Origin of the sequence: Halomonas sp. GD1P12 (assembly GCF_025725645.1) — a bacterium.
Lineage (GTDB): Bacteria > Pseudomonadota > Gammaproteobacteria > Pseudomonadales > Halomonadaceae > Vreelandella.
Genome location: NZ_CP107007.1, coordinates 1,670,130 through 1,690,831, shown reverse-complemented (window position 1 = coordinate 1,690,831; position 20,702 = coordinate 1,670,130). Strand labels below are relative to the sequence as shown.

At 61.0% G+C, this 20,702-nt stretch carries 20 protein-coding genes; 8 read left to right on the top strand and 12 right to left on the bottom strand.

Annotated elements, in window-relative coordinates; all coding sequences use genetic code 11:
• Positions 1-95: 95 nt before the first annotated feature.
• Together dinG and OCT39_RS07895 are read right to left on the bottom strand one after the other, a co-directional pair.
• Positions 96-2,225, bottom strand: coding sequence for an ATP-dependent DNA helicase DinG (gene dinG / locus OCT39_RS07900; protein ID WP_263587104.1), 2,130 nt, complete (start codon positions 2,223-2,225; stop codon positions 96-98).
• 5 nt (positions 2,226-2,230) lie between these two features.
• Positions 2,231-3,505, bottom strand: coding sequence for a DEAD/DEAH box helicase (locus OCT39_RS07895; protein WP_263587103.1), 1,275 nt, complete (start codon positions 3,503-3,505; stop codon positions 2,231-2,233).
• Positions 3,506-3,648: 143 nt separating this feature from the next.
• Between OCT39_RS07895 and OCT39_RS07890 the strand changes: the two genes are divergently transcribed.
• Both OCT39_RS07890 and xthA read left to right on the top strand, forming a co-directional pair.
• A complete protein-coding gene (locus OCT39_RS07890) occupies positions 3,649-3,897 on the top strand; it encodes a hypothetical protein (RefSeq protein ID WP_263587102.1) in 249 nt (82 codons plus the stop codon).
• Positions 3,897-4,724 (top strand): exodeoxyribonuclease III, encoded by an 828-nt coding sequence (xthA, locus tag OCT39_RS07885; protein ID WP_263587101.1) that lies wholly within the window; start codon positions 3,897-3,899, stop codon positions 4,722-4,724. Before OCT39_RS07890 ends, xthA begins: the two co-directional genes overlap by 1 nt.
• A gap of 26 nt (positions 4,725-4,750) precedes the next feature.
• On the opposite strand, the gene OCT39_RS07880 is transcribed toward xthA, so the two are convergent.
• The 9 genes from OCT39_RS07880 to OCT39_RS07840 all read right to left on the bottom strand — a co-directional run bounded on the left by OCT39_RS07880 (position 4,751) and on the right by OCT39_RS07840 (position 12,859).
• Positions 4,751-5,824, bottom strand: coding sequence for a hypothetical protein (locus tag OCT39_RS07880; protein WP_263587100.1), 1,074 nt, complete (start codon positions 5,822-5,824; stop codon positions 4,751-4,753).
• Between the two features lie 2 nt (positions 5,825-5,826).
• Complete coding sequence (locus OCT39_RS07875; RefSeq protein ID WP_263587099.1) at positions 5,827-6,609, bottom strand: energy transducer TonB; 783 nt, start codon at positions 6,607-6,609, stop codon at positions 5,827-5,829.
• The gene (locus tag OCT39_RS07870) at positions 6,606-7,013 is read right to left on the bottom strand and encodes an ExbD/TolR family protein (RefSeq protein WP_263587098.1); all 408 of its coding nucleotides are present in this window, start codon (positions 7,011-7,013) and stop codon (positions 6,606-6,608) included. The genes OCT39_RS07875 and OCT39_RS07870 overlap by 4 nt, the downstream gene beginning before the upstream one ends.
• Complete coding sequence (locus OCT39_RS07865) at positions 7,006-7,548, bottom strand: MotA/TolQ/ExbB proton channel family protein (RefSeq protein WP_263587097.1); 543 nt, start codon at positions 7,546-7,548, stop codon at positions 7,006-7,008. The genes OCT39_RS07870 and OCT39_RS07865 overlap by 8 nt, the downstream gene beginning before the upstream one ends.
• Positions 7,549-8,907 (bottom strand): MotA/TolQ/ExbB proton channel family protein, encoded by a 1,359-nt coding sequence (locus OCT39_RS07860; RefSeq protein ID WP_263587096.1) that lies wholly within the window; start codon positions 8,905-8,907, stop codon positions 7,549-7,551.
• Complete coding sequence (locus tag OCT39_RS07855; RefSeq protein ID WP_263587095.1) at positions 8,904-9,674, bottom strand: DUF3450 domain-containing protein; 771 nt, start codon at positions 9,672-9,674, stop codon at positions 8,904-8,906. Before OCT39_RS07855 ends, OCT39_RS07860 begins: the two co-directional genes overlap by 4 nt.
• Positions 9,675-10,066: 392 nt before the next feature.
• Positions 10,067-10,936 carry an OmpA family protein gene (locus OCT39_RS07850; RefSeq protein WP_263587094.1) on the bottom strand — a complete coding sequence of 290 codons (870 nt, stop codon included), beginning with the start codon at positions 10,934-10,936 and terminating at the stop codon, positions 10,067-10,069.
• A gap of 295 nt (positions 10,937-11,231) precedes the next feature.
• Positions 11,232-11,699, bottom strand: a complete 468-nt coding sequence (locus OCT39_RS07845) for a DUF2489 domain-containing protein (protein WP_263587093.1) — start codon at positions 11,697-11,699, stop codon at positions 11,232-11,234.
• A 134-nt stretch (positions 11,700-11,833) separates the two neighbouring features.
• Entirely contained in the window at positions 11,834-12,859 is a 1,026-nt protein-coding gene (locus OCT39_RS07840; protein ID WP_263587092.1) for a COX15/CtaA family protein, read from the bottom strand.
• Positions 12,860-13,209: 350 nt separating this feature from the next.
• Between OCT39_RS07840 and OCT39_RS07835 the strand changes: the two genes are divergently transcribed.
• Positions 13,210-13,419, top strand: a complete 210-nt coding sequence (locus OCT39_RS07835; RefSeq protein WP_263587091.1) for a hypothetical protein — start codon at positions 13,210-13,212, stop codon at positions 13,417-13,419.
• A gap of 10 nt (positions 13,420-13,429) precedes the next feature.
• A complete protein-coding gene (locus OCT39_RS07830; RefSeq protein WP_263587090.1) occupies positions 13,430-13,759 on the top strand; it encodes a DUF6482 family protein in 330 nt (109 codons plus the stop codon).
• Between the two features lie 25 nt (positions 13,760-13,784).
• On the opposite strand, the gene OCT39_RS07825 is transcribed toward OCT39_RS07830, so the two are convergent.
• Positions 13,785-14,417, bottom strand: a complete 633-nt coding sequence (locus tag OCT39_RS07825; RefSeq protein WP_263587089.1) for a TetR/AcrR family transcriptional regulator — start codon at positions 14,415-14,417, stop codon at positions 13,785-13,787.
• Positions 14,418-14,597: 180 nt separating this feature from the next.
• Between OCT39_RS07825 and xdhA the strand changes: the two genes are divergently transcribed.
• From xdhA to guaD, 4 genes are read left to right on the top strand one after another with little or no spacing between them, the layout of a single operon-like run.
• Positions 14,598-16,049 (top strand): xanthine dehydrogenase small subunit, encoded by a 1,452-nt coding sequence (xdhA, locus tag OCT39_RS07820; RefSeq protein ID WP_263587088.1) that lies wholly within the window; start codon positions 14,598-14,600, stop codon positions 16,047-16,049.
• A complete protein-coding gene (xdhB, locus tag OCT39_RS07815) occupies positions 16,033-18,456 on the top strand; it encodes a xanthine dehydrogenase molybdopterin binding subunit (protein WP_263587087.1) in 2,424 nt (807 codons plus the stop codon). The genes xdhA and xdhB overlap by 17 nt, the downstream gene beginning before the upstream one ends.
• Positions 18,453-19,325 carry a xanthine dehydrogenase accessory protein XdhC gene (xdhC, locus tag OCT39_RS07810; protein ID WP_263587086.1) on the top strand — a complete coding sequence of 291 codons (873 nt, stop codon included), beginning with the start codon at positions 18,453-18,455 and terminating at the stop codon, positions 19,323-19,325. Before xdhB ends, xdhC begins: the two co-directional genes overlap by 4 nt.
• Entirely contained in the window at positions 19,322-20,644 is a 1,323-nt protein-coding gene (gene guaD / locus OCT39_RS07805) for a guanine deaminase (RefSeq protein ID WP_263587306.1), read from the top strand. Before xdhC ends, guaD begins: the two co-directional genes overlap by 4 nt.
• Positions 20,645-20,702: the final 58 nt, after the last annotated feature.

The window sequence follows — 20,702 nt, the reverse complement described above, 5'->3', positions numbered from 1 at the left end:
ACGAGACCACAAAAAACGCCCCGCGAGCAGTCGCGGGGCGTTTTTTTTGTGCGGCTTTCATCTTCAAACCCGACGCCAAACCTTATGCCTTGGCCTCAAGCGCTGATCTCGCGGCGAAACGGCGGCAGCGCGTCCAGTAGCGCCTGGCCGTAGCGGCGCGTAATGACTCGCCGGTCCAACAGCGTAATCACGCCCTGATCGCTCTCCTTTCGAATCAGCCGGCCACAGGCCTGAACCAGCTTGATCGAGGCGTCCGGCACGCTGATACGCATGAATGGATTACCGCCCTGGCTTTCGATCCACTCGGCAAGCGTTGCCCCTACGGGGTCGTCCGGCACCGCGAAAGGCAGCCTGGTAATGACCACGTGCGTCAGATAGTGGCCGGGCAGATCGATGCCCTCGGCAAAGCTTGCCAAACCAAAGATGATGCTGCCCTCGCGCCGATCCACCGCGGCGCGATGGCGTTCGATCAGCTCGCGCTTGGGCAGCGCGTCCTGAGCCAGCACCCGCTCGCGGGCCTTTTCCGTCAGCGCCTTCTCGACCGCTCTGAGCTGAGCGCGCGACGAGAACAGCACCAGCACCGCCTCACGTTCATCGAGCGAGTCGACGAAGGTGACGATAGCACGCTCGTGAGCGTCACGGTCGCCCGGATCCACCGCCTCTGGCGGCACTCTCAGCACCGCGTTGGCGTAGTCGAAAGGGCTTGGCAGCGCCTGATAACGGTAGCGGTTAGCCAGCCCCGCCCGCTCCTGAAGGCGCTCGAAGCGCCCAAGCGCGGTTAATGTGGCCGAGGTCACCACCGCACCGTGGCAGCGCCCCCAGAGGTGTTTGGCCAGCGTATGCGCCGCGGATACCGGGCTTGCCGAGAACTCGATCTCCGGCTCGCCGCCGGCGCGGCTCAGGGTGACCCAGCGCGCGCTTGGCGCCGCGTTGGGCGGGTCCTGCTCACTCATGCTTTGCCACAGCGCGTGGGCGTCCAGGCTTCGCCCGTGCAGCAGCGCCACCAGCGGCAGCCAGCTTTCGGCCTGCTCGCGCTCAAGACCGGTTTGCTTATCCGGGTCCAGGGTTTCACGCAGAATATCGCTGATGCTCTCGAGCGCCCGCGAAAGGGTCGCGAACTGAGTAACCAACTGGCTCGCCTGTTCTCTGAGCGCCTCGGGCAGCTGCCCCTTCTCGAAGCGAAACTGGTGCAGAGACTCATCGTCCGTTAGTCCCCGGTCGCGTCCGGCGAGCTGGTGGCCCAGGCTGAACACATCGCCCAGCGCCGGCTCGAGCCCGCGCAAGAGCTCGGGAAGCCCTGCCAGAAGCCGAGCAATGGTAGGCTGACCACCAAGGCCCGTGTTCAGCTCGCCAAGGCTCGATTTCAGCGTACCCAGCCAGCGCAGGCAGGCGTTGACCGCAAAGCGGTGGGCAAAGTGGGAAAGCGCCTTGTCCGGCAGGTGGTGACCTTCATCGAACACGAAAATGCACTCCGCCGGGTCCGGCAGTATCGCCCCCCCGCCGAGCGCCAGATCCGCGAGCACCAGGTCGTGATTGGCGACGATGATATCGGCGTTTTCGAGTTCGCGCCTTGAGCGGAAAAAAGCGCAGGCACCAAAGTGACCGCAGCGCCGACCGGTGCACTGGCGATGATCGACGGTCAAGCGCCGCCAGTGGCTATCGTCGATCGACTCAGGCCAGTTGTCGCGGTCGCCCTCCCAGGTGCCGCTGCCGTAGGCTTCGGCCATGTCGGTGGCCAGCACGGTAAACTCGCTGCCCTGCTCGGCCAGCGACTGCTCGAACAGCGAATGGGTCGGGTTGGGTTCAACGCCTTCCAACGCCTGATCCAGGCGCGCCACGCAGACATAGCGCCCCCGCCCCTTGGCCAGAGCGTACTTGAACGTTAGCCCGCTGTGGCGGGAGAGCGCCGGCAGATCCTGGTTGAGCACCTGTTCCTGAAGGGCGACCGTGGCGGTCGAGACGATCAGGCGCTTACCGCGGGCCTTGGCCACCGGCAGCGCCGAAATCAAATAAGCGAGCGTCTTGCCGGTACCGGTGCCCGCTTCCAGCACGCAAACGTGCTGGTCGCTGACGCGCTTGCCTTCACCATCGACTTCGATATCGCCCAGCGTGCGGGCGATTTCGGCGATCATCAGCCGCTGACCGTAGCGTGGCGTCAGCGACAGCTCCTCGACCACCTGACGATACGCCGTTTGGATGCTCGCCTTGAGCTCGTTGTCCAGCATCGCGTTTAAAGCATGCCTTCCGGCGGATGCTCGCAGGGCAGCTTGTCATTGATATAGCGCTCGATTTCCGGCAGCGAGAACGCATCCTCTTCACCCACGAAGCTGATCGACACGCCCTTGGCACCGGCGCGACCGGTGCGGCCGATCCGGTGAACGTAGTCCTCCGGGTCTTCCGGCAGCGTATAGTTGATCACGTGGCTGACGTCTTCGATGTGGATACCGCGACCGGCAACGTCGGTGGCAACCAGCACCTGGATCGCGCCTTCACGAAACTCCTCGAGGGTCTGGATCCGCTGGCCCTGGGGCACGTCACCAGAGAGCATCGCCACGCTCACACCCGCCTTTCTCAGCGCGCTATCGAGCTTGCGCACCAGATCCCGGCGGTTGCCGAACACCATCACGCGCTCGAAGCTCTCCTGCTCCAAAAGCTTGACCAGCAGACGCTGCTTGTCATCGTCGGAGACGAGGTAGACACGCTGATCGATGTCGGCCTGGTTCTCGACGGTGACCTCGATCTCGACGTGGGCCGGGGTCTGCGTCCACTGACTGGCAAGGTTCAGGATATCGTCGGTGAAGGTGGCCGAGAACAGGAACGTCTGCCGCTCCTCTTTCTTTGGCGTGTAGCGGATGATGCGCTTGACGTCGGGGATGAAACCCATCGAGAGCATGCGATCGGCCTCGTCGAGCACCAATACCTCGACCTCGGAGAGATCGATATCACGCTTTTGATGAAAGTCCAAAAGCCGACCGGGCGTGGCCACGAGAATGTCGACGTTTTTGGTCAACGCTTCGCGCTGGGCCTGATACTCCATACCGCCTACGACGCTGGCAACGGCAAGATCGGTGAAGCGCGAAAGCGCTTTGGCGTCCTTCTCGATCTGCAGCGCAAGCTCCCGGGTAGGCGCGATGATCAGCGCCCTGGGCGCGCCGGGCTTTTGCCCGTTCGGTGCCGGCTCTTCCAGAAAGTAGGCGAGCACCGACATCAAGAACGCGGCGGTCTTGCCGGTACCGGTCTGGGCCTTGCCGACGATATCGCCGCCCAGAAGCGTCTGGCGCAGCGCCTCGGCCTGGATGGGAGTGCAGTACTCGAACCCCTGGGCGTGGATGGCGCGCATCAAGGGCAGCGGCAAATCGAAGTCATGAAAGCGCCACTTGCCGGCCACGGCGGGCACCTGAAACTGGCGTAAATCCCAGCCGGATTGACGGCGGCGCGGCTTACGGCGACGACGTTTGGGCTTGCGGTTCTGGGCCGATGCTGTGGTCTGTTCCGACTCGCTCATAGGCTTTCTATCTGTCCATTACGGTGGATGTTGGCATCACGACGCGCATAGTGTATCACAGGGCGCGCCAATTAGAGCGGTGCCCGGTGTGCCCGAAACGCTTGCCTGTTAGAATGGCGATCAAATCGATCAAGGAGCGCGACATGACGCGTAAGAAAAAAACCCGTTCGCTGGCGGACAAGGTCACCATTCGTACCGGCCGGCGCAAGGACTATAAAAAGTGGCGCAAGGAGAACCCGGATCAGGTCGCACCCTCGCGGCGTTTCGTGGCTAAAAAGCAGCAGCAGCGCAAACTCCAGGCGGTACGCAAGCTCGCCCGCGAGCAAAGCGGCCAATCCATCGAGATCCATCCCGAGCGAAAGCACGACCCTGCGCCGGGAGACAACGCCTGATGCGTCTGGTCTCGTTCAATATCAACGGTATCCGCGCCCGCCTGCATCAGCTTCAAGCGCTGATCGACATCCAGGCCCCGGACATCATCGGTCTGCAGGAAACCAAGGTGCAGGATAGCGAGTTTCCGATCAAGGATGTCGAGGCGATGGGTTACCACGTCGTCTATTACGGCCAAAAAGGGCACTACGGCGTGGCCATGCTCACTCGCCAGAAGCCACAGTCCGTGGTCTACGGCTTCCCCGATGATGAGGAAGACGCCCAGCGGCGAATGATCGGCGTTACGCTCGCCTGCGAAGACGGTGAGCCGGTCACGATCTACAACGGCTACTTCCCCCAGGGGGAAAACGTGTCGCACCCGACCAAGTTTCCCCACAAGGAGCGCTTCTACCAGCAGCTTTCACGCCTGCTCGACACGCGCCACCAACCAACCGAGCGCCTGGCCATCATGGGCGACTTCAATATCTCTCCTGAAGATCAGGACATCGGTATCGGTGAGCCGGCTCGCAAGCGTTGGCTGCGCGAGGGCAAAACCAGCTTTCAGCCGATCGAGCGCGAGTGGCTCGAAGGCATCAAGGCCTGGGGATTGACGGACAGCTATCGCGTCTGTCACCCGGATGATGACGAGCGTTTTAGCTGGTTCGACTACCGTTCGAAAGGCTTCGACCGTGAGCCCAAACGCGGGCTGCGGATCGACTACATTCTGACCACGAAAGCCCTTCGTGATAAGGCGAGCGGCGCCGGTATCGATTACGACCTGCGCGCCATGGAGCGCCCTTCAGATCACGCCCCGACCTGGAGCGATTTCGCGCTCACGCTCGCCCCCTGACAGTGTCAGGCGTTGCTCGGGCGCGTTTAGTGCAAGCTTGCAAGCCAGGCATCGACCTCTTCGTCGCCAAGCGCCTGGGCCTGTTGCCAGGCGCGCTCGGCGCGGGCCTCATCGTTCCAGGCGTAGGCGAGCTGGCCATAGCGGCGCCAGTGTTCGGCTTTACCGCTTAGCTCGGCAAGCGCCTGCCATGCATCGAGCGCCCGCTCACGATCTTTCGCCCGACTCCAGGCCGCAGCCACACGGCGAAGGGTAGCCTCGCTGCGCGCCAGGCGCTCGCCGTCAAGCGCCGCCTGGAGGTGCTCGGCGGCTCGGGCGGGCGTGCCCCCGGCAAAATGAAGCTGGATCAGCGTCTCGAAATCTTCGTCGCTTTCGAATTTTCCCAGCTGCCACGCAGTTTCCCAAAGCCCGGCGGCTACATCCGCCTGCCCCGCCTGCTGAGCAAGCCCGGCGGCCTGGCGCCACTCGTCGCTGCTACTCTCCTCATCCAGGCCCTCGAGCAGCCAGCCAAGCGCCTGCTCGCCCTGGCCGGCGCGGCGCATGACGTTCAAAGCCAGCGCCTGGCGAGCCTCGGTTGTTGGTTCGCTCTGCTCCAGAAGCGACGAGAGGCGTTCGGCGGCGGCGTCCCACTGGTCATCGTCGGCCAGTAGTCGCACCAGTTGCCAACTCATGTCGGCGTCGCTGCCGTTTTCTAGCCACTGCTGGTAAAGCGTAATCGCTCGAGTACGCTGCCCAGCGGCGCGGCGTAGCTGCGCTTCTTCGCGAAGCCAGCGGCGGGCCTGCTCGCCGCCGACGCTCGAGCGCGCCCGAGCGCTGGCAAGCCGGTCGGCAGCGGCGCCGGTATCGCCCTGGCGCGACAGGGCGCCGGCCGCCAACTGGTAATAGAGCGCACTCGCCCACTGATCCGAACGGTTGCCGCTTTCAAGGCGCTCGGCCTGACGAAGCGCGCGCTCGACGACACTTTCGAGCGCCTGCTCGCCCTGGGCGCTGGCAAGCGAGCCCTGCAACGCATTGAGGTCACGAATGATATCGCCAGAGAGCGGCGCGTCGGCCTGGGCCGCTGCGACCCAACCGCTAAACAGTAAAAGCGCTAAACGTTTCATGGCTACCTCAGTTGAAAGTCGATGCGCTGGGTGGCGCGGCGCAGCTGCTGGCTGGGTGGAAATTGCCAGCTGGCAATGGCATCTCGCGCGGAGTCCTCGAACACGCGCCGCGGCTGCGCATTAATCACTTGAATGGAGCCGGCATCCACGCTGCCATCGCGACGAATGACGAAACTCACTTCGACAAACCCTTCCATATTGCGCCGCAGCGCACGATTCGGGTAGACCGGGTCCGTTTTACTGGTTGCTGCGATCTGCCCGACGCTCACCGGCTCATTGGAAACCGGCGCTTGCGGCGCGGGTGCGGGCGCAGACTGGGCCGGCGTCGGTGACGGCGAAGGTGAAGGCGCCGGCTGGGGCGATGGCGTCGGTGCCGGCTGAGGCGCGGGCTGCGGCGTTGGTTCGGGTTCAGGTTCGGGGGTCGGCTCGGGCACCGGCTCCGGCGTGATTTCGGTCAGTTCCGGCAGGTCACTGTCGAGCTCAACGGGCTCGACCGGCTCGTCGGGAAGCTCCACTTCCGGGAGCGCAATGGCGCTGTCCGCACTCGCCAGCGGTTCCGGCGTCGGCATGGGCGGCGGCTGGGCGGCGGTGGGCGGCGGCGCCTCCGCCGGCGCCGGTGATTCCGGCTCCGGCGCGATCTCGGGGGCTTCGACCATGTTCATGCTCATGGTGATCTCAGGCTCCTCAAAAGGCTGATCCGGCGGCGTGACCAGAAGGGCCAGACACCAGAAAAGCCCGACCGCCAGCGCCGCGCCCGCCAGAAGCGATAGCAGGCGACGAATCATTGCGCGCCCCGGCTCGCGGCCACCGCCACCTGGTCGACTCCGGCCTGCTGAAGGCGATCCATGACTTCGATGAGAAGCCCGGTGGTGGCGTCGCGGTCGGCCTGAATCACGACGGAGCCGTCGGCGCTCAAGAGCCCCGCCACTTCCCGACCGACACTGTGAACGTCCACGGGGCGACCATCGACCCAAACCGCGCCTTCCGGCGTGACCGCGACCAACACCTGAGCATCCGGACGTGGGCTTGCCGAGCTCGACTCTGGGCGCTCGATCTCGATGCCGCTTTCGTTGATGAAGCTGGTGGTGACAATGAAGAAAATCAACATGATGAACACCACGTCGAGCATTGGCGTCAGGTTGACATCGGCGCCTTCCGCGGCGCTATCGGCTGAATGACGTCTACGCATCGTTACTCTCCAGGGCACGCGCCAATCGATCGTGAAGACGCTGATCCTCGCGACGGATCACGTGCTCCAGGCGACTAATGAATAAAAGTCCTACAACGGCAATGGCCATACCCGTCAGCGTGGGGAGCGTTGCCCGCGCCACGCCATCGGCCATCGCGCGGGCCTGCTGGGTGTCGCTGTAGGTCAGGCTATCGAATACCGAGATCATGCCGGTGACGGTGCCCAAAAGCCCCAGCAATGGGCAGAGTGCGACGAGTAGCTTGAGCCAGGGCAAGGGTCGGCGCAGCCGGCGAACCAGCGCATCGGACCAGACCTGGCGCAGCGTGCGCGCGCTCCAGCTGCGATGATCCTCGCGCGCGGTCCAGCGCTTGATCAGCTGCCGACGGGCGCGCCGCCACGTGACTCGGTAGTACCACCAGCGCTCGATCGCCATGGCAAACACCGCAATCGCGACGACGGCGAGCACCACCAGTACGACCCCGCCCGCTTCGATCAGCCGCTCGACGGGCTCGAGCCAGAGAGGAAGCGTCGGCATTTAGCTCACCACTTTGCCATCATGGGCGGACTGCGCTTCCAGATGATCGGCAAGCGTAGCACTGGCTTCGCCTTCGATGACCTGGGTCAGGTAGCGGCTACGGCTCGAGAGCGCAGTTTGTGCGAACAACAGCGGTACCGCCGTCACCAGCCCCAGTACCGTGGTCACCAGTGCTTGGCTGATACCGCCGGCCATCAGCTGCGGGTCGCCGGTGCCGAACACGGTGATCGCCTGGAAGGTAACGATCATGCCGGACACGGTACCCAAAAGCCCCAACAGCGGCGCAATCGCGGCGAGTAGCTTGACCATCGGCTGGCCGCGCTCGATGCGCGGAAGCTCTGCCAATACCGCCTCGTCCAGACGCGCTTCCAGCGCTTCGGGCGTTTGGTGCTTGTCCATGTCCTTGAAGCGATGCAGCACGCGCCCCAGGGGGTTGTTATCCTTGAGGTTATCGAGCGAGCGACGCTGGCGATTGACGCGAGCGCTGACGACCCACAAATAGAGATATTGCGCCAGTGCGACTAAAAGCCCGATCACCCCGAGTACGACGACCACATAGCCCACATAGCCACCCTGCTGAAAGCGCTCCCAAAGACTTGGCTGCTGTGTCAGTGCCGTGAGCACGCTACCCTGAGACGGGTCGATGGCAAACTCACGGCTGTCGCCGCGATAATACTCCCCCAGGACACGCTCGATTTCGCTTGGGGTGCGCGGCAGCGTCGACACCGAACCGTCCTCTTCACTGACGCGCAAAAGCGCCGTGTCGGTGAAGGCGGCAAAATCACCGAGCCGCACGACATCGCGCTCTTCGATGTTGCCTCCGGCATCGGCCACTGGCAAGCGCACGCGCTCGGCCTGGCCCGTGGCAACGCTAAGCCTGGCGAGGCTGTCGACCACGCGTTCGAGCTGGGCGCGCTCCAGCACGTCCACGCTGTCCAGTCGCGGAGGCAGCTCGGCAGCGCCCAGCGTGAGAAGGCTTTGCGCGCCCAACTCGTTGCGTACTTCATCGCTTTGGCGCGCAAGCGTCGAGAGCAGCGAAGAGAGCTCTTCGCCCTGCTCGCCCTGACGGCTGGCGAGCGCGTTGCCACGTTCGGTTTGCGCTTCTTGTTGCTCGGCTAGCGCTTCCCGGCGCGCCAGAGCGTCGGCGTTGGCGGCGCGGGCATCCGCCAGCGCCTGCTCGAGCGCCTGCTGGTCGTTCAAAAAGCCTTCCAGTCGAGCCTGGTCGCGCGCCTCGGCGGCCTCGCGCGCTTCGCTCAACGATGAAAACTGGCTCGTTTGCGCAAGCGCCGGTGTCACTAGCAGACAGCCCAGAACGAAGGCGCCCAGCGCACGCCAGCGCTTTGGTGTTGATACGTTCATGACGGGTTTTCCTGCTCGGCGGTGATCGATAGCGGGAGGTAGAGAAGCTCGGGTGTGCGCTGATCGTCGGCAATGCGCAGGGCGTTTCGCACTTCGCGCCGGCCGTGCTCGCCCAGTGGCTGCCACTGGCCGCTCTCGGCGTTCCAGAGCGCGCCTTCACGCCCGTCCGGCGTCAGGTAGTAGTAGCCAATACGCCCGACGCGCAAATAGTCGACCTCGCGAGCGCTCCCCTCTTCAAGCGTCAGCCGACCGCGCCAGTGATCGATTGCGCGGCCGTACTCGAGCTCTACCCGCCAGGTTTCCAAGAGCTGTTCGATGCGCTCGGCGCTACTGGCCCCCTGAAGATTCTCTATACGCGCAAGGCGTTCGTCGAGAAGAAACGGAAGATCGTTTTCGATGAACGCCGTGAGCTGCTCGGTCATGTCCTGCTCGATCACGGGAAGTGCTGCACGCGTTTCGCTAACGGTATCCAGTGCACTGCCCAGCGTCTGCTGCCGCTCGGCCTCCTGTGCCAAGCGTGCGGCAAGAGCGGCATTCGACGCTTTGAGCGAGCGGGTTTCACGCTCGAGCTCTCTGAGCTCTTCAAGGGCCGTGCGCGTCTGCTCATCAGCGGCATCGATTTGTTGCTGAAGGGCCGACTGTTGTTGTTGGGCCTCGACGCCCTGTGCGGCCTGGTCGAGAGCTTCATCGCTTGCGATCGCGTGAGTACTCACCAATACGCAGACGCTCCAGCCTCCCAGCGAGCTAAAGAAGGGCCTTTTCAGCACGATACTTCTCCATTGCGGTTAAACGACAGCCGGGCTGCCACGCCTTGTATTCGTTAAACATAATAACGATTTACGTCTGTCCAGTGGTTACATAGCGTACCACTAAAAAAATAAATGACAATATTTATCATTAACATTCAGCCGCGGGAATGTATACGAAAGGGTCACAAATCGTTCAGTAAACGCCGGTAACAAGCTTAAAGCGGCGTTGAGAGGAATGGATCAAGTTTGAAATGGGAAAGAAACGCCATTGGAAAGAAATGTGGCGAAACGCTGGCGCCAACGCCAAAAAGCAAAGCGCCGGCCGAAGCCGACGCTTTATTTGGATCCTGACCGCAAATGCGATTCGGATCGGCAACGGATACCTAAGTATCCATTACGTCACGAGTGGCTTAGTTCCACTCGTCCAGTTCTACACGACGGTTCTGAGCACGACCTGCGTCGGTGTCATTGGTCGCGATCGGACGCTCTTCACCGTAGCCCACAGCGCGCATGTCGCTGGCCGGTACGCCACGCTGGTTCAGGTAACGAGCCACGGACTCGGCGCGCTCCTGAGACAGCTGCATGTTGTACTGGTCGGAACCAACAGAGTCGGTATGACCAGCGATGCTAACGCGAACGCCCTGGTTGTTGACCAGACGCTCGGCAACGCCGTTCAGAACCTGCTGGGCTCCAGGCGTCAGGCGCGCAGAGTCGAACTCGAAGTTAACGTTTTGCAGTACAACGCTCTCTTCACAGCCCAATGCGTTGACTTCGACACCGGCCGGAGTGTTCGGGCACTGGTCGCGGTAGTCCGGCACGCCGTCGTTATCGGAATCCAGCGGGCAACCTACGGCGTCAACCTGTACGCCGGCCGGAGTACCCGGGCACTGGTCGCGGTAGTCCGGTACGCCGTCGTTATCGGAATCCAGCGGGCAGCCTTGCGCGTCAGTGGCAACGCCAGCGGGTACTTCGCCGTAAGTCGGGCACTGCGGCTCGACCGGCTCGGGCGTGCGGTCGGCACACAGCAGAGCGCCGATAGCCGCACCAGCGGCTGCGCCGGTAGCGGCACCGCTTTCTTCGTCAGAACGACCGCTAACGCCGTAACCGATACCGCCACCGATCAAACCACCAGCCAGACCGCAAACGGCCGGATGCTGATACCAGCTGCGATCGCTGCTAGCGCTGGCTTGACCTGACGATTGGGAAGCAGAGCTGGCACACCCGGAAAGGCCTACTACCAAAGCCGACCCGATGAGCAAGCCTGTCGTTGATTTTTTCATGCAAGACTCCTTCTTGATCCAATGCTAACGAGGTCGATTAACCACGTTGGTCCAATGCTTCTTATATAACGAGAGCATCCGTTTTTTCGTTTGATCGGTGTGTAATGAACCAAAGCTCACTTACCCGATCGATTCGCCAATCGTCCCCTACCTGTGAGGCAAGCTGGATGGCATCAATGCCTTGATATCAACTTCTTGCCAATATCGGCATATCTAGCATAGCAAAACTCTTGTAACTGACGCCAAGAAAAGTACGCTAACTTCCAGGGCGCGTCTATAGAAGAGCTTTGCTCAATTAGTGTAGCGCCGAGCGGCCCTTGGCGCGCCATTCAAGCACCGCTTTCGCCGCTTTCAATACGTCCGAACGCATTTCGGTTTCCACTTCGATGCGCTCCTTGTCCTCTTGCATGCGTTCACGCGCAGTGAGCTGCTTTCTGGCCGAATGCGTCTTCAAATGGCGCGTTCGGTTATACACATCGGCGAACGCTTGAAACTCTTTACGTTCGGTAAGGCTTGGGTCGACTATTTCGAGCAACACTTTACATCGCCAGCTGCCTTCGGTGATATCGACCTGCTCCTGCACCAAGGCGCTTGCCACATAGTCGAGGTTTTCGAGGCTGTTTTGCTGGGCACGTTGATCCTCTTCAAGACGAAAGGCCTCGCGCCTTTTGACCTCTTTGCGCAGTGTAATGGCGTAGACGCTCAATCCAATCACAACGCCCGCGCCCACGAGTAGCAGTATTAACGCCCAAAGAGAGTTCATGCGCCAGTCCTGTCAGGCCGTATGTGCTCATCGCTCGATAGTTTATACATGCCTTTGCCTTTACCGAATCAATATTTGTGCGGAAATTGTACACTCTATATAGCTGATTTGCCCAATGTTATCGAGAAATTAGTTCAACGCGGCTGTTTTATCACGCTGTTTTCTTCATTTAGCTGACGCCAGCTCCACCAGGCCAAACAAAAACTTGCCGAAAGCAGTATTGCACCGGCGGTATGCAGTAGGGCCAGCCAGAGCGGCAACCACATCAATACGTTCGCTGCGCCCAACGCCGCTTGAGCAAGATAGGCGCCAAGCGTCAATCCAAGCACGCCACGAAGTGAAGCAGATCGTCTGTACCGTAAAAAAAGCGCCATCAAAGCAAGTCCTAAAAGCAGCGCCCCGAATCGATGGATGACCTGAATGGCGGTGCGCGCCTTTGCGTGTAGCTGCCCGTGCAAATAGTTCGGGCCTACCGTTTGCGTTAGATGTAGCGCTTCGCTGAAATCCATCGGCGGCCACCACTGCGCGTTACAGGTAGGAACACCCTGACAAGCAAGCCCGGCGTAGTTGCTGGTAACCCAGCCGCCTAGTGCCAGTTGCAGTACCAAAAGCAAAGCGGCGAGCGCCCAAAGCGCGTTACCTGCACGATTCCTCAAAGGCTTTTGCTGTCGACTTCTACGAACGCGTAGATAAAGCCATAGAAACAGCATGAGCACGCCAATACCGCCCAGAAGGTGAAGCGTCACCACCTGAGGCCAAAGCTTGAGCGTAACGGTAAACGCGCCGAAGGCACCCTGCAATGCAATGATGCCCAGCAGCGTGAGGCTCAACTGCCAGGGATAGTCTTCAAGGCGACGAAGCGCGCGGCCCAATAACACGATCAAAACGACCAGTGCTCCCAAAAGCGTTGCCATATAGCGATGAATCATCTCCATCCACGCCTTGGCGGGCTCCAGCGGCGCATCGGGATGCTTGAGTACGGCGTGTTCACTATCCGGCACCAAAAGGCGTCCATAGCAGCCAGGCCAGTCGGGGCAGCCAAGCCCGGCATCAACGAGCCGAGTCCAGGCGCCTAGAAGAATCACGCAGGCTGTCAAAAGCACTCCCGCTAGCGTGAGATAATCAAGCCATTTCAACCGTTTCTCCATGGCGGTCTGCATACTGTTTCCTTACCGTCGGCCCGGCTCTTGAAGATACGCGCGCCTTGAAATTGAACGTTTGAAATAGAACTTTCGGTTTAGCCAAGGCTTTGAAGCGATCCGAACTCGGCACAGCGAGAAAGACGCGCTCTCGACCTTATACGTGGCGGCGGGAGTTTCGCGACATTCGCTTTTCTACCCAATGCCGGCCCTGCCTGTAGAGCGTCGCGTACCAGCGATTTCCTGTGTTGGCTAAATTGCGCGACGGTGGGCGCCACTATCCGCTATAGTTTGGCGAGTCAGGGTAGCACTATCGCGCCGTAGACAAGATGGTTTCGTATCCACGCAAAAAATTCCCGGGGAGTTATTCAATGTTTCAACGCTGTACCTTCTTGTCTGCCTCATTGATGGCCGCCGTGCTGGCCGGCATTTCCGGCTGCACGACCTACACCTGGCCTGACGGCTCTCAGGAAACCGTGATCGGTGTCGTACCTGAAGACGAAAATCAGCGCTTCGAGGAGCAGCGCGCCGAAGGAGCACGTTACCGCGTACCAGGCGTTGCCTCCGAACCACCGCAGTAGGAGTGCTTCGATGCCACTCGACACCATTACTCTGGAAGCGCTTGCTAAAGAGACCGTGCCGGCAGCCACCTACCGCATCGAGATTCATGCGCTGGATAGTAGCTGGTACGTGGTTCGCCTTCACGGTCGAGAAGACGTACTAACGCTAGTGGATGAGAGTCAACGTGCGGTGCGCTATACCGGCCCGCAATGGGTAAGCCGGGCGTTTAGGCCGCTTGGCTTTACCGATGCCGTTTTAACACACTCCGATGTCTTCGATGAAATGATCGGCGCTCCGACCCAAACCGTTTCACCCGAAGAGCGCTTGGCTTTTGGCACGCGCGTTGCGCTTCAAACCTGACCTGTACGTCAAGAGCAGGTAACGCTCACCCAATACCGCACCCTTTCAAAATGACTCGCTCCAGGAAAGCGCTGATATCGGCAATGTCTGTGTGACTCAAGCGCTCACGCCCGAGGATGGCATTCACCTGAGCGCCATAGTCGGCGTAGTGCTGGGTCGACGACCAGATCAGAAATATCAGATAGCGCGGATCGACGTCGTCCATTTTCCCCATCGCCGACCAGGCTTTGATCACAGCGGCGCGACTTTCGACCCAGGCCCTGAGCTCGCCTTCCAGGTAGTGCTCGAGAAATGGCGCCCCGGCCAGAATTTCCGCGGCGAACAGACGTGAGCCCTCGGGATAGCGCTGACCAAGCTCGATTTTGGTGCGAATAAAGCGACCGAGTACCTCGCGCGGATCGGATTGCGGGGTGATATCGTCGATCACCGCGTTCCAGCGCGTCATCATCCGGCCCAATAGCTTGAGATATAGCGCCTGCTTGTTTCCCATGTAGTAAAGAATGTTGGCCTTTGGAAGGCTGGCCCGGTCGGCGATGGCCTGCAGGCTCGCTCCGCGGTAGCCGTGCAGCGCGAAAACGCACTCGGCCGCGTCCAGAATGGCCTTCTCCTGGGCCTCACGCCCGCCTCTCTCCTTTGGGGTTTGCCGGGGACTTTCCATAGGGCTTCCTTGAGCGTTGAACAACGGTGGCGGCTGCTTTGATAACGGCCGATGAAACGCACTAAAAAAGCGCGCCCCAGCACCGTTTGAGGGCACCCAACAAAGTCTTGCACATCGATTTATTTTAACCCAAGCTCTAGCGTATTGACCGATTGGTCAGAACAAAAAAGAGGGACGACCATGGCAAGCGTCGAGTTTTTGCTCAATGGCGTGTTGAAACGCTGTAACGTAGCGCCGGATACCAGCGCGCTCAACCTGCTACGCGATACGCTTGGGTACACCGGCACCAAGGAAGGCTGTGCCTCTGGCGACTGCGGCGCCTGCACCGTTGCCCTACGCGACGCTAATGCGCCGAACGCGGACTTTGCTAGCGTCAACGCCTGCATTACGCCAGCGCATCAACTGCAAGACAAACTGTTGGTGACCGTTGAAGGGCTCGAAACGGCTGAAGGACTACATCCCGCCCAGCAGACGATGATCGAGTGTCATGCCAGTCAGTGCGGCTTTTGCACGCCGGGCATTGTCATGTCGCTTTTTACCCTCTATCAGGGAAATGCGCTCAAAGCGCCTTTTAGCCATCGGGTACTGGAAGAAGCGCTGGGGGGAAATCTCTGCCGCTGCACCGGCTACCGCCCCATTCGCGATGCGGCACTTCAGATGCAAACCATGCGCTGGCAGTCGCCGGTCTGGCTCGATGCCGCCAGCTCTGCCGCACAATCGATGCCATCCAACGACCCGCCGGGCGACGCACTCTTTTTTAAAAGCCCCACTTCGCTCGATGCGCTGCTGACGCTACGCGCGCGTCATCCAAACGCACGGCTGGTGGCCGGCGCCACCGATCTGTGGCTTGAGAACACCCAGCAGCTCAAGGCGCTCAATCAGCTGATCGATGTGACCCGGGTGGATGAGTTACGCCATATCGAGGCGAGTGACGACCCGTCCCGGCCAGGCTGGTGGATCGGCGCGGCGGTGACGTATACCGAGCTTGAAACGCTTTTCGAGCGCCATTTCCCTGCGTTTGCCCACCTGCTCTCCCGGCTGGGCTCTCGCCAGATTCGAAACCGCGGCACGCTGGGCGGTAACATTGCCAACGCCTCTCCTATCGGCGATACGCCGCCGGTGCTTTTGGCACTGGGGGCCTGGCTCGAAATCGCGGGGCCGAGCGGCGCGCGCAGTCTGCCGCTCGAAAGCTTTTTTATCGATTATAAAAAAACCGCCCTGCAAAGCGACGAGGTGGTCAGCCGTATATTCATTCCTGCGCTGACCGAGCACGCAACGCTGCGCGTCTGGAAGCTCTCCAAACGCCGTGAAGACGATATTTCCGCCGTTCTTGGCGCCTTTCACTATGCTATCGACGATGGCGTTCTTAGCCAGGTACGCCTTGGCTTTGGCGGCATGGCCGCCATCTCGAAACGTGCGTTACACGCTGAAGCCGCGCTCGAAGGCCAACCGGTGACTCAGGCGAGTTTTCAAGCGGCGCAGCGGGCGTTGGCCAAGGATTTCGAGCCCATGTCGGATGTGCGGGGTAGCAGCCACTACCGTGAACAGGCGGCAGCCAATCTGCTGGAGAGGCTTTACCTGACGCTCACCATGCCCACTCAAGAGGTCATGATTCATGCGTACGCTCACTAAGCTCGATAGCGAAAGCCGTCACGCCCGGCGCGAACTCGACGATCACATCAAGGGCTCCGGGCCCCTGGCGCGCCACACCGTTGACAGCGACGGACGGCGTCAGGCCGGCTCGTCGAGCCATCACGAAAGTGCTCGCAAGCATGTAACCGGCAAGGCGAGCTACATCGATGACCTCAAGACACCGGAAGATGCGCTACACGTAGCGCTTGGCCTGTCACCAGCGGCGTTTGGCACGCTGACGACACTCGAGCTCGACGCGGTGCGTCAGGCTGAAGGCGTGGTGGACGTTATCACCTTTGCCGATGTGCCGGGCCACACCGACATCGGCCCGGTCTTTCCGGGCGACCCGATTTTCGTCGACCGCGATGTCAGTTACGCCGGCCAATGTCTGTTTGCCGTCGCGGCGACCTCCTTTCAGGCGGCGCGGCGCGCGGTGACACTCGCCACTATCGAAATCGATGAGCGCCCCGCCCTCCTCGACCCGGTGGCCGCCGTCGAACAGGGTGAGCTGGTACGCCCGACTCACGTCCAGGAACGCGGCGATTGGCAAACAACCCTTGCGCACGCGCAAACGCTCGTTGAAGGCACGCTGTTCGTCGGCGGACAGGAGCATCTTTATCTAGAAGGCCAGGCCTGCGTAGTGTTTCCCACCGAGGACGAAGGCGTTCTGGTCCATACTTCCAACCAGCACCCCAGCGAAACGCAGAAGCTGGTCGCCGAGGTATTGGGTATCCCTTTTCACGCGGTCACGGTCGAGGTGCGCCGCATGGGCGGCGGTTTCGGCGGTAAGGAGACGCAAGCCTCACCCTGGGCATGCATCGCGGCCATCATCGCACGACGCACGGGCCGCGCCACCCGCCTGCGGCTACCGCGCACTGCCGATATGCAGGTCACCGGCAAGCGTCACCCTTTTCACAACCGCTACCGTTTGGCCATCGATGAACGCGGCGTCATTCAGGGCGGTGATATCACCGTAATTGGCGACTGCGGCTATTCGCCAGATCTTTCGGACGCTATCGTCGATCGGGCCATGTTTCACGCCGATAATGCCTATTCGCTGGGCAACGCCCGCGTGACCGGGCACCGGGCGAAAACCCACACGGCGTCCAACACCGCTTTTCGCGGTTTTGGCGGCCCCCAGGGAATGATGGCGATCGAAGCTGCGATGGATGATATCGCTCGCCAGATCGGCGAAGACCCTTTGACCGTTCGCAAACGCAACTTCTACCGCAAGGGTTGTGAGACGACGCATTATGGGCAAACCGTCGATCAAATTGCGTTGCTGCATACGCTGGTCGAAAAGCTCGAAAAAGACAGCGATTATTGGGCCCGCCGTAATGCCATGACTGCGTTCAACGCCTCGAGCCCGGTTATCAAAAAAGGGCTGGCGCTCACGCCGGTGAAGTTCGGTATTTCGTTCACCGCACAGCACCTCAATCAGGCCGGCGCCCTTTTACACGTCTATACCGACGGCAGCGTGATGATCAATCACGGTGGCACCGAAATGGGCCAGGGTCTTCACACCAAGATCTGTCAGGTCGTCGCCCGCGAGCTGGGGCTCGATCTGGACGACGTGCGCATCAGCGCCACGCGTACCGACAAGGTGCCCAACACCTCACCCACAGCGGCGTCCAGCGGCGCGGATTTGAATGGCATGGCGGCGCGCGACGCGGCGAGCCGCCTGCGTGAGCGCCTGTTCGATTTTGCCGCCGCCCATTTCGAAGGCGGTTTGGATCGCGAAGGCATGCGCCTGGAAGAGGGTGAGCTGATCGCCGGATTTGGCGAAAGCGAATATCACTTGCCTTGGGGGGAGCTGGTGCAAACCGCCTACCTCAACCGGGTCTCGCTTTCCGAGAAAGGCTTTTACGCTACGCCATTGATTCATTACGACCGTTCAACGGGCCAGGGCCGTCCCTTCTACTACTTCGCCTTCGGCGCCGCCGTTTCTGAAGTAAGCGTTGACACACTGAGCGGTGAGTACCGGGTCGATCGGGTCGATGTGCTCCACGATGTCGGGGATGCGCTCAATCCGGCGATCGATATTGGTCAGGTCGAAGGGGGCTTTATCCAGGCGATGGGGTGGCTGACCAGTGAAGAGCTCAAGTGGAGCGACAAGGGGGCGCTTTTAAGCAGCAGCGCGGCCACCTACAAGATTCCCACCTTTGGCGACTTGCCGCCGGTCTTCAATGTCTCGCTCATGGAGGGCCACCCTAACTCGATGGCGAGCCTTTATCGCTCCAAAGCGGTAGGCGAGCCGCCCTTCATGCTGGGCATCAGCGTCTGGTCGGCGCTGCGCGACGCGCTGTCGAGCCTGACGCACTATCGATGCTCGCCGGCACTGGACACCCCGGCAACCCCCGAGCGGGTCATGCTGGCCGCTCAGGCCATCAGGCCCAAAGCGCTATGAGCGGCGCCGCAAATACGACTTGGCACGCCGCGCTGCACGATTGCCAACAAAACGGCACGCCGCACGTACTGGCTACTCAGGTGACCGCTCAGGGCTCGACCCCTCGTGAACCCGGTGCACGCATGATCGTCACCTCGGATCACGTCTTCGATACCCTGGGCGGCGGTACCTTCGAGTGGCAGACCATTCAGGCGGCGCGGCGCTATCTGGAGCAGGACAAAGCCGGCTTTCATCTGGAGGCGTTCGCGCTTGGCGGGCGAAGTGGTCAGTGCTGCGGTGGCTTCGTCAACGTTCTGCTGGAAGTGTTTCCGGGTACGCAAACTCACTTGGCGGTGTTTGGTGCGGGCCATATCGGACGACACGTGATAGAGCTTACCGATCCGCTCGACTGGCAGCGCTACTGGTGCGATAGCCGCCCAGACACGCTACCTTTGACGCCTGAGTCGCCTCGTCTGTCGCTGTTACCCCTCGAGAACGTAGGCCAACGCATCAACGCGCTACCGTCGGGCTGTCACGCGCTGGTGATGACCCACAGCCACGATGAGGACTACGCTCTGATCGAAGCACTCATCGAGCGCGATGATATCGCCTCGATCGGCCTGATCGGTTCCGAAAGCAAGTGGGCCAGTTTCACAGGCAGACTTCAGCGAGCGGGTCATTCGCCTGCCTCTATCGAGCGTGTACGCAGCCCGATTGGCACGTTCAACGGTGCCAAGCTGCATCACAAGTCACCTTACGCCATCGCGCTTGCGGCAGTGACCGAGCTTTTATGGCTTATCGATACTTACCCTGATAGCGCCACCCGAGGGCTCGAAAGCGCCCCGCTTCGCGCACTTTTCAACGATCATCAACCCGTTCAAGTGACCTGACCGTGACCCAGAATACGTTTATCCGCGCCGAACTTTTGAGTTTCGCCAAGCCTCCGGGCGCCCAGGACCGGCCCGCTGCTGGCAGTGTCGAGCATTTCGAAGACGGTCTTTTATGGCTCAGGGAGGGACTGATTCACGCGGTAGGTCGTTTTAGCGAGCTTTCCAGCGAGCTTCCCGCCGGCGTCGATATCATCGATCACAGCGACAAGCTGATCATGCCGGGCTTTATCGACAGCCATGTCCATTACGTGCAGCTCGATATCATGGCTTCCTACGGCCGACAGCTGCTCGACTGGCTCAACGAGTACACCTTTCCCGAGGAGTGTCGTTTCCAAAGCGCCGAGCACGCCGAGGTGCTTTCGCAAGCGTTCCTGAACGAAATGTTGCGCGCGGGAACGACGACCGCCCAGGTATTCGGCTCGAGCCACGCGATCTCCATGGACGCTTTCTTCGGTGCCTGCCAGACACGCGGACTACGTATGCTGGGTGGCAAGGTAATGATGGATCGCAACGCGCCCGAGGCGCTTCTCGATGGCACAACCGGCATCCAGGATACCGAGCGACTGATCGCCGATTGGCACGGACGGGAGCGGCTGGGCTATAGCGTCACGCCTCGTTTCGCACCGACCTCGACAAAAGCGCAAATGGATGCTGCGGGTGCGCTTTTGCGCAGTGACCCAACGCTTTGGCTTCAAACCCATTTGGCGGAAAATCGAGGCGAGCTTGCCTGGGTGGCAGAACTCTTTCCCGACAGCCAGGACTATCTGGCCGTTTACGAACGCGCCGGGCTCGTGGGGCCTAAAAGTACGTTTGCCCACGGCGTACACCTAAATGAGAGTATGCGTGAGCGCCTGGCCGCCCAGGGAGCCAACATCGCCTTCTGTCCCAGCTCCAATCTGTTTTTGGGCAGTGGGCTTTTCGATCGTGACGCGGCAGACCGCGCGGGCATGGCGTTCACCTACGCAAGCGACATTGGCGCAGGCACCGACTTGACCGGCTTTGCGACGCTTAAAAGTGCCTATCAGGTAGGCCAACTCAACAATCAGCCGCTCACCGCATGGCAGGGTTTTTATGGCCTGACCCATGGGAACGCCAAAACGCTCTCGCTCGACCAAAAAATTGGCCAACTAAAGCCTGGTCTCGAGGCGGACTTCGTTGTGGTTGACCCAAATGCCACCGAACTATTGAGCCGCCGCATTCGCCGCTGCAGCACGTTAGGCGAGCGCCTTTTCGCGCTCATGATGCTGGCAGACGATCGCGCCATTTTCGAGACCTGGGCGAACGGCGAGTGCCAGCATAGCCGTGATGGGTTGTTGTAGAAGCAGACTTTAACCGGCAGTGCGGCGCAGCCGCTCTGCTCTCCATCGGTCCTCTCCT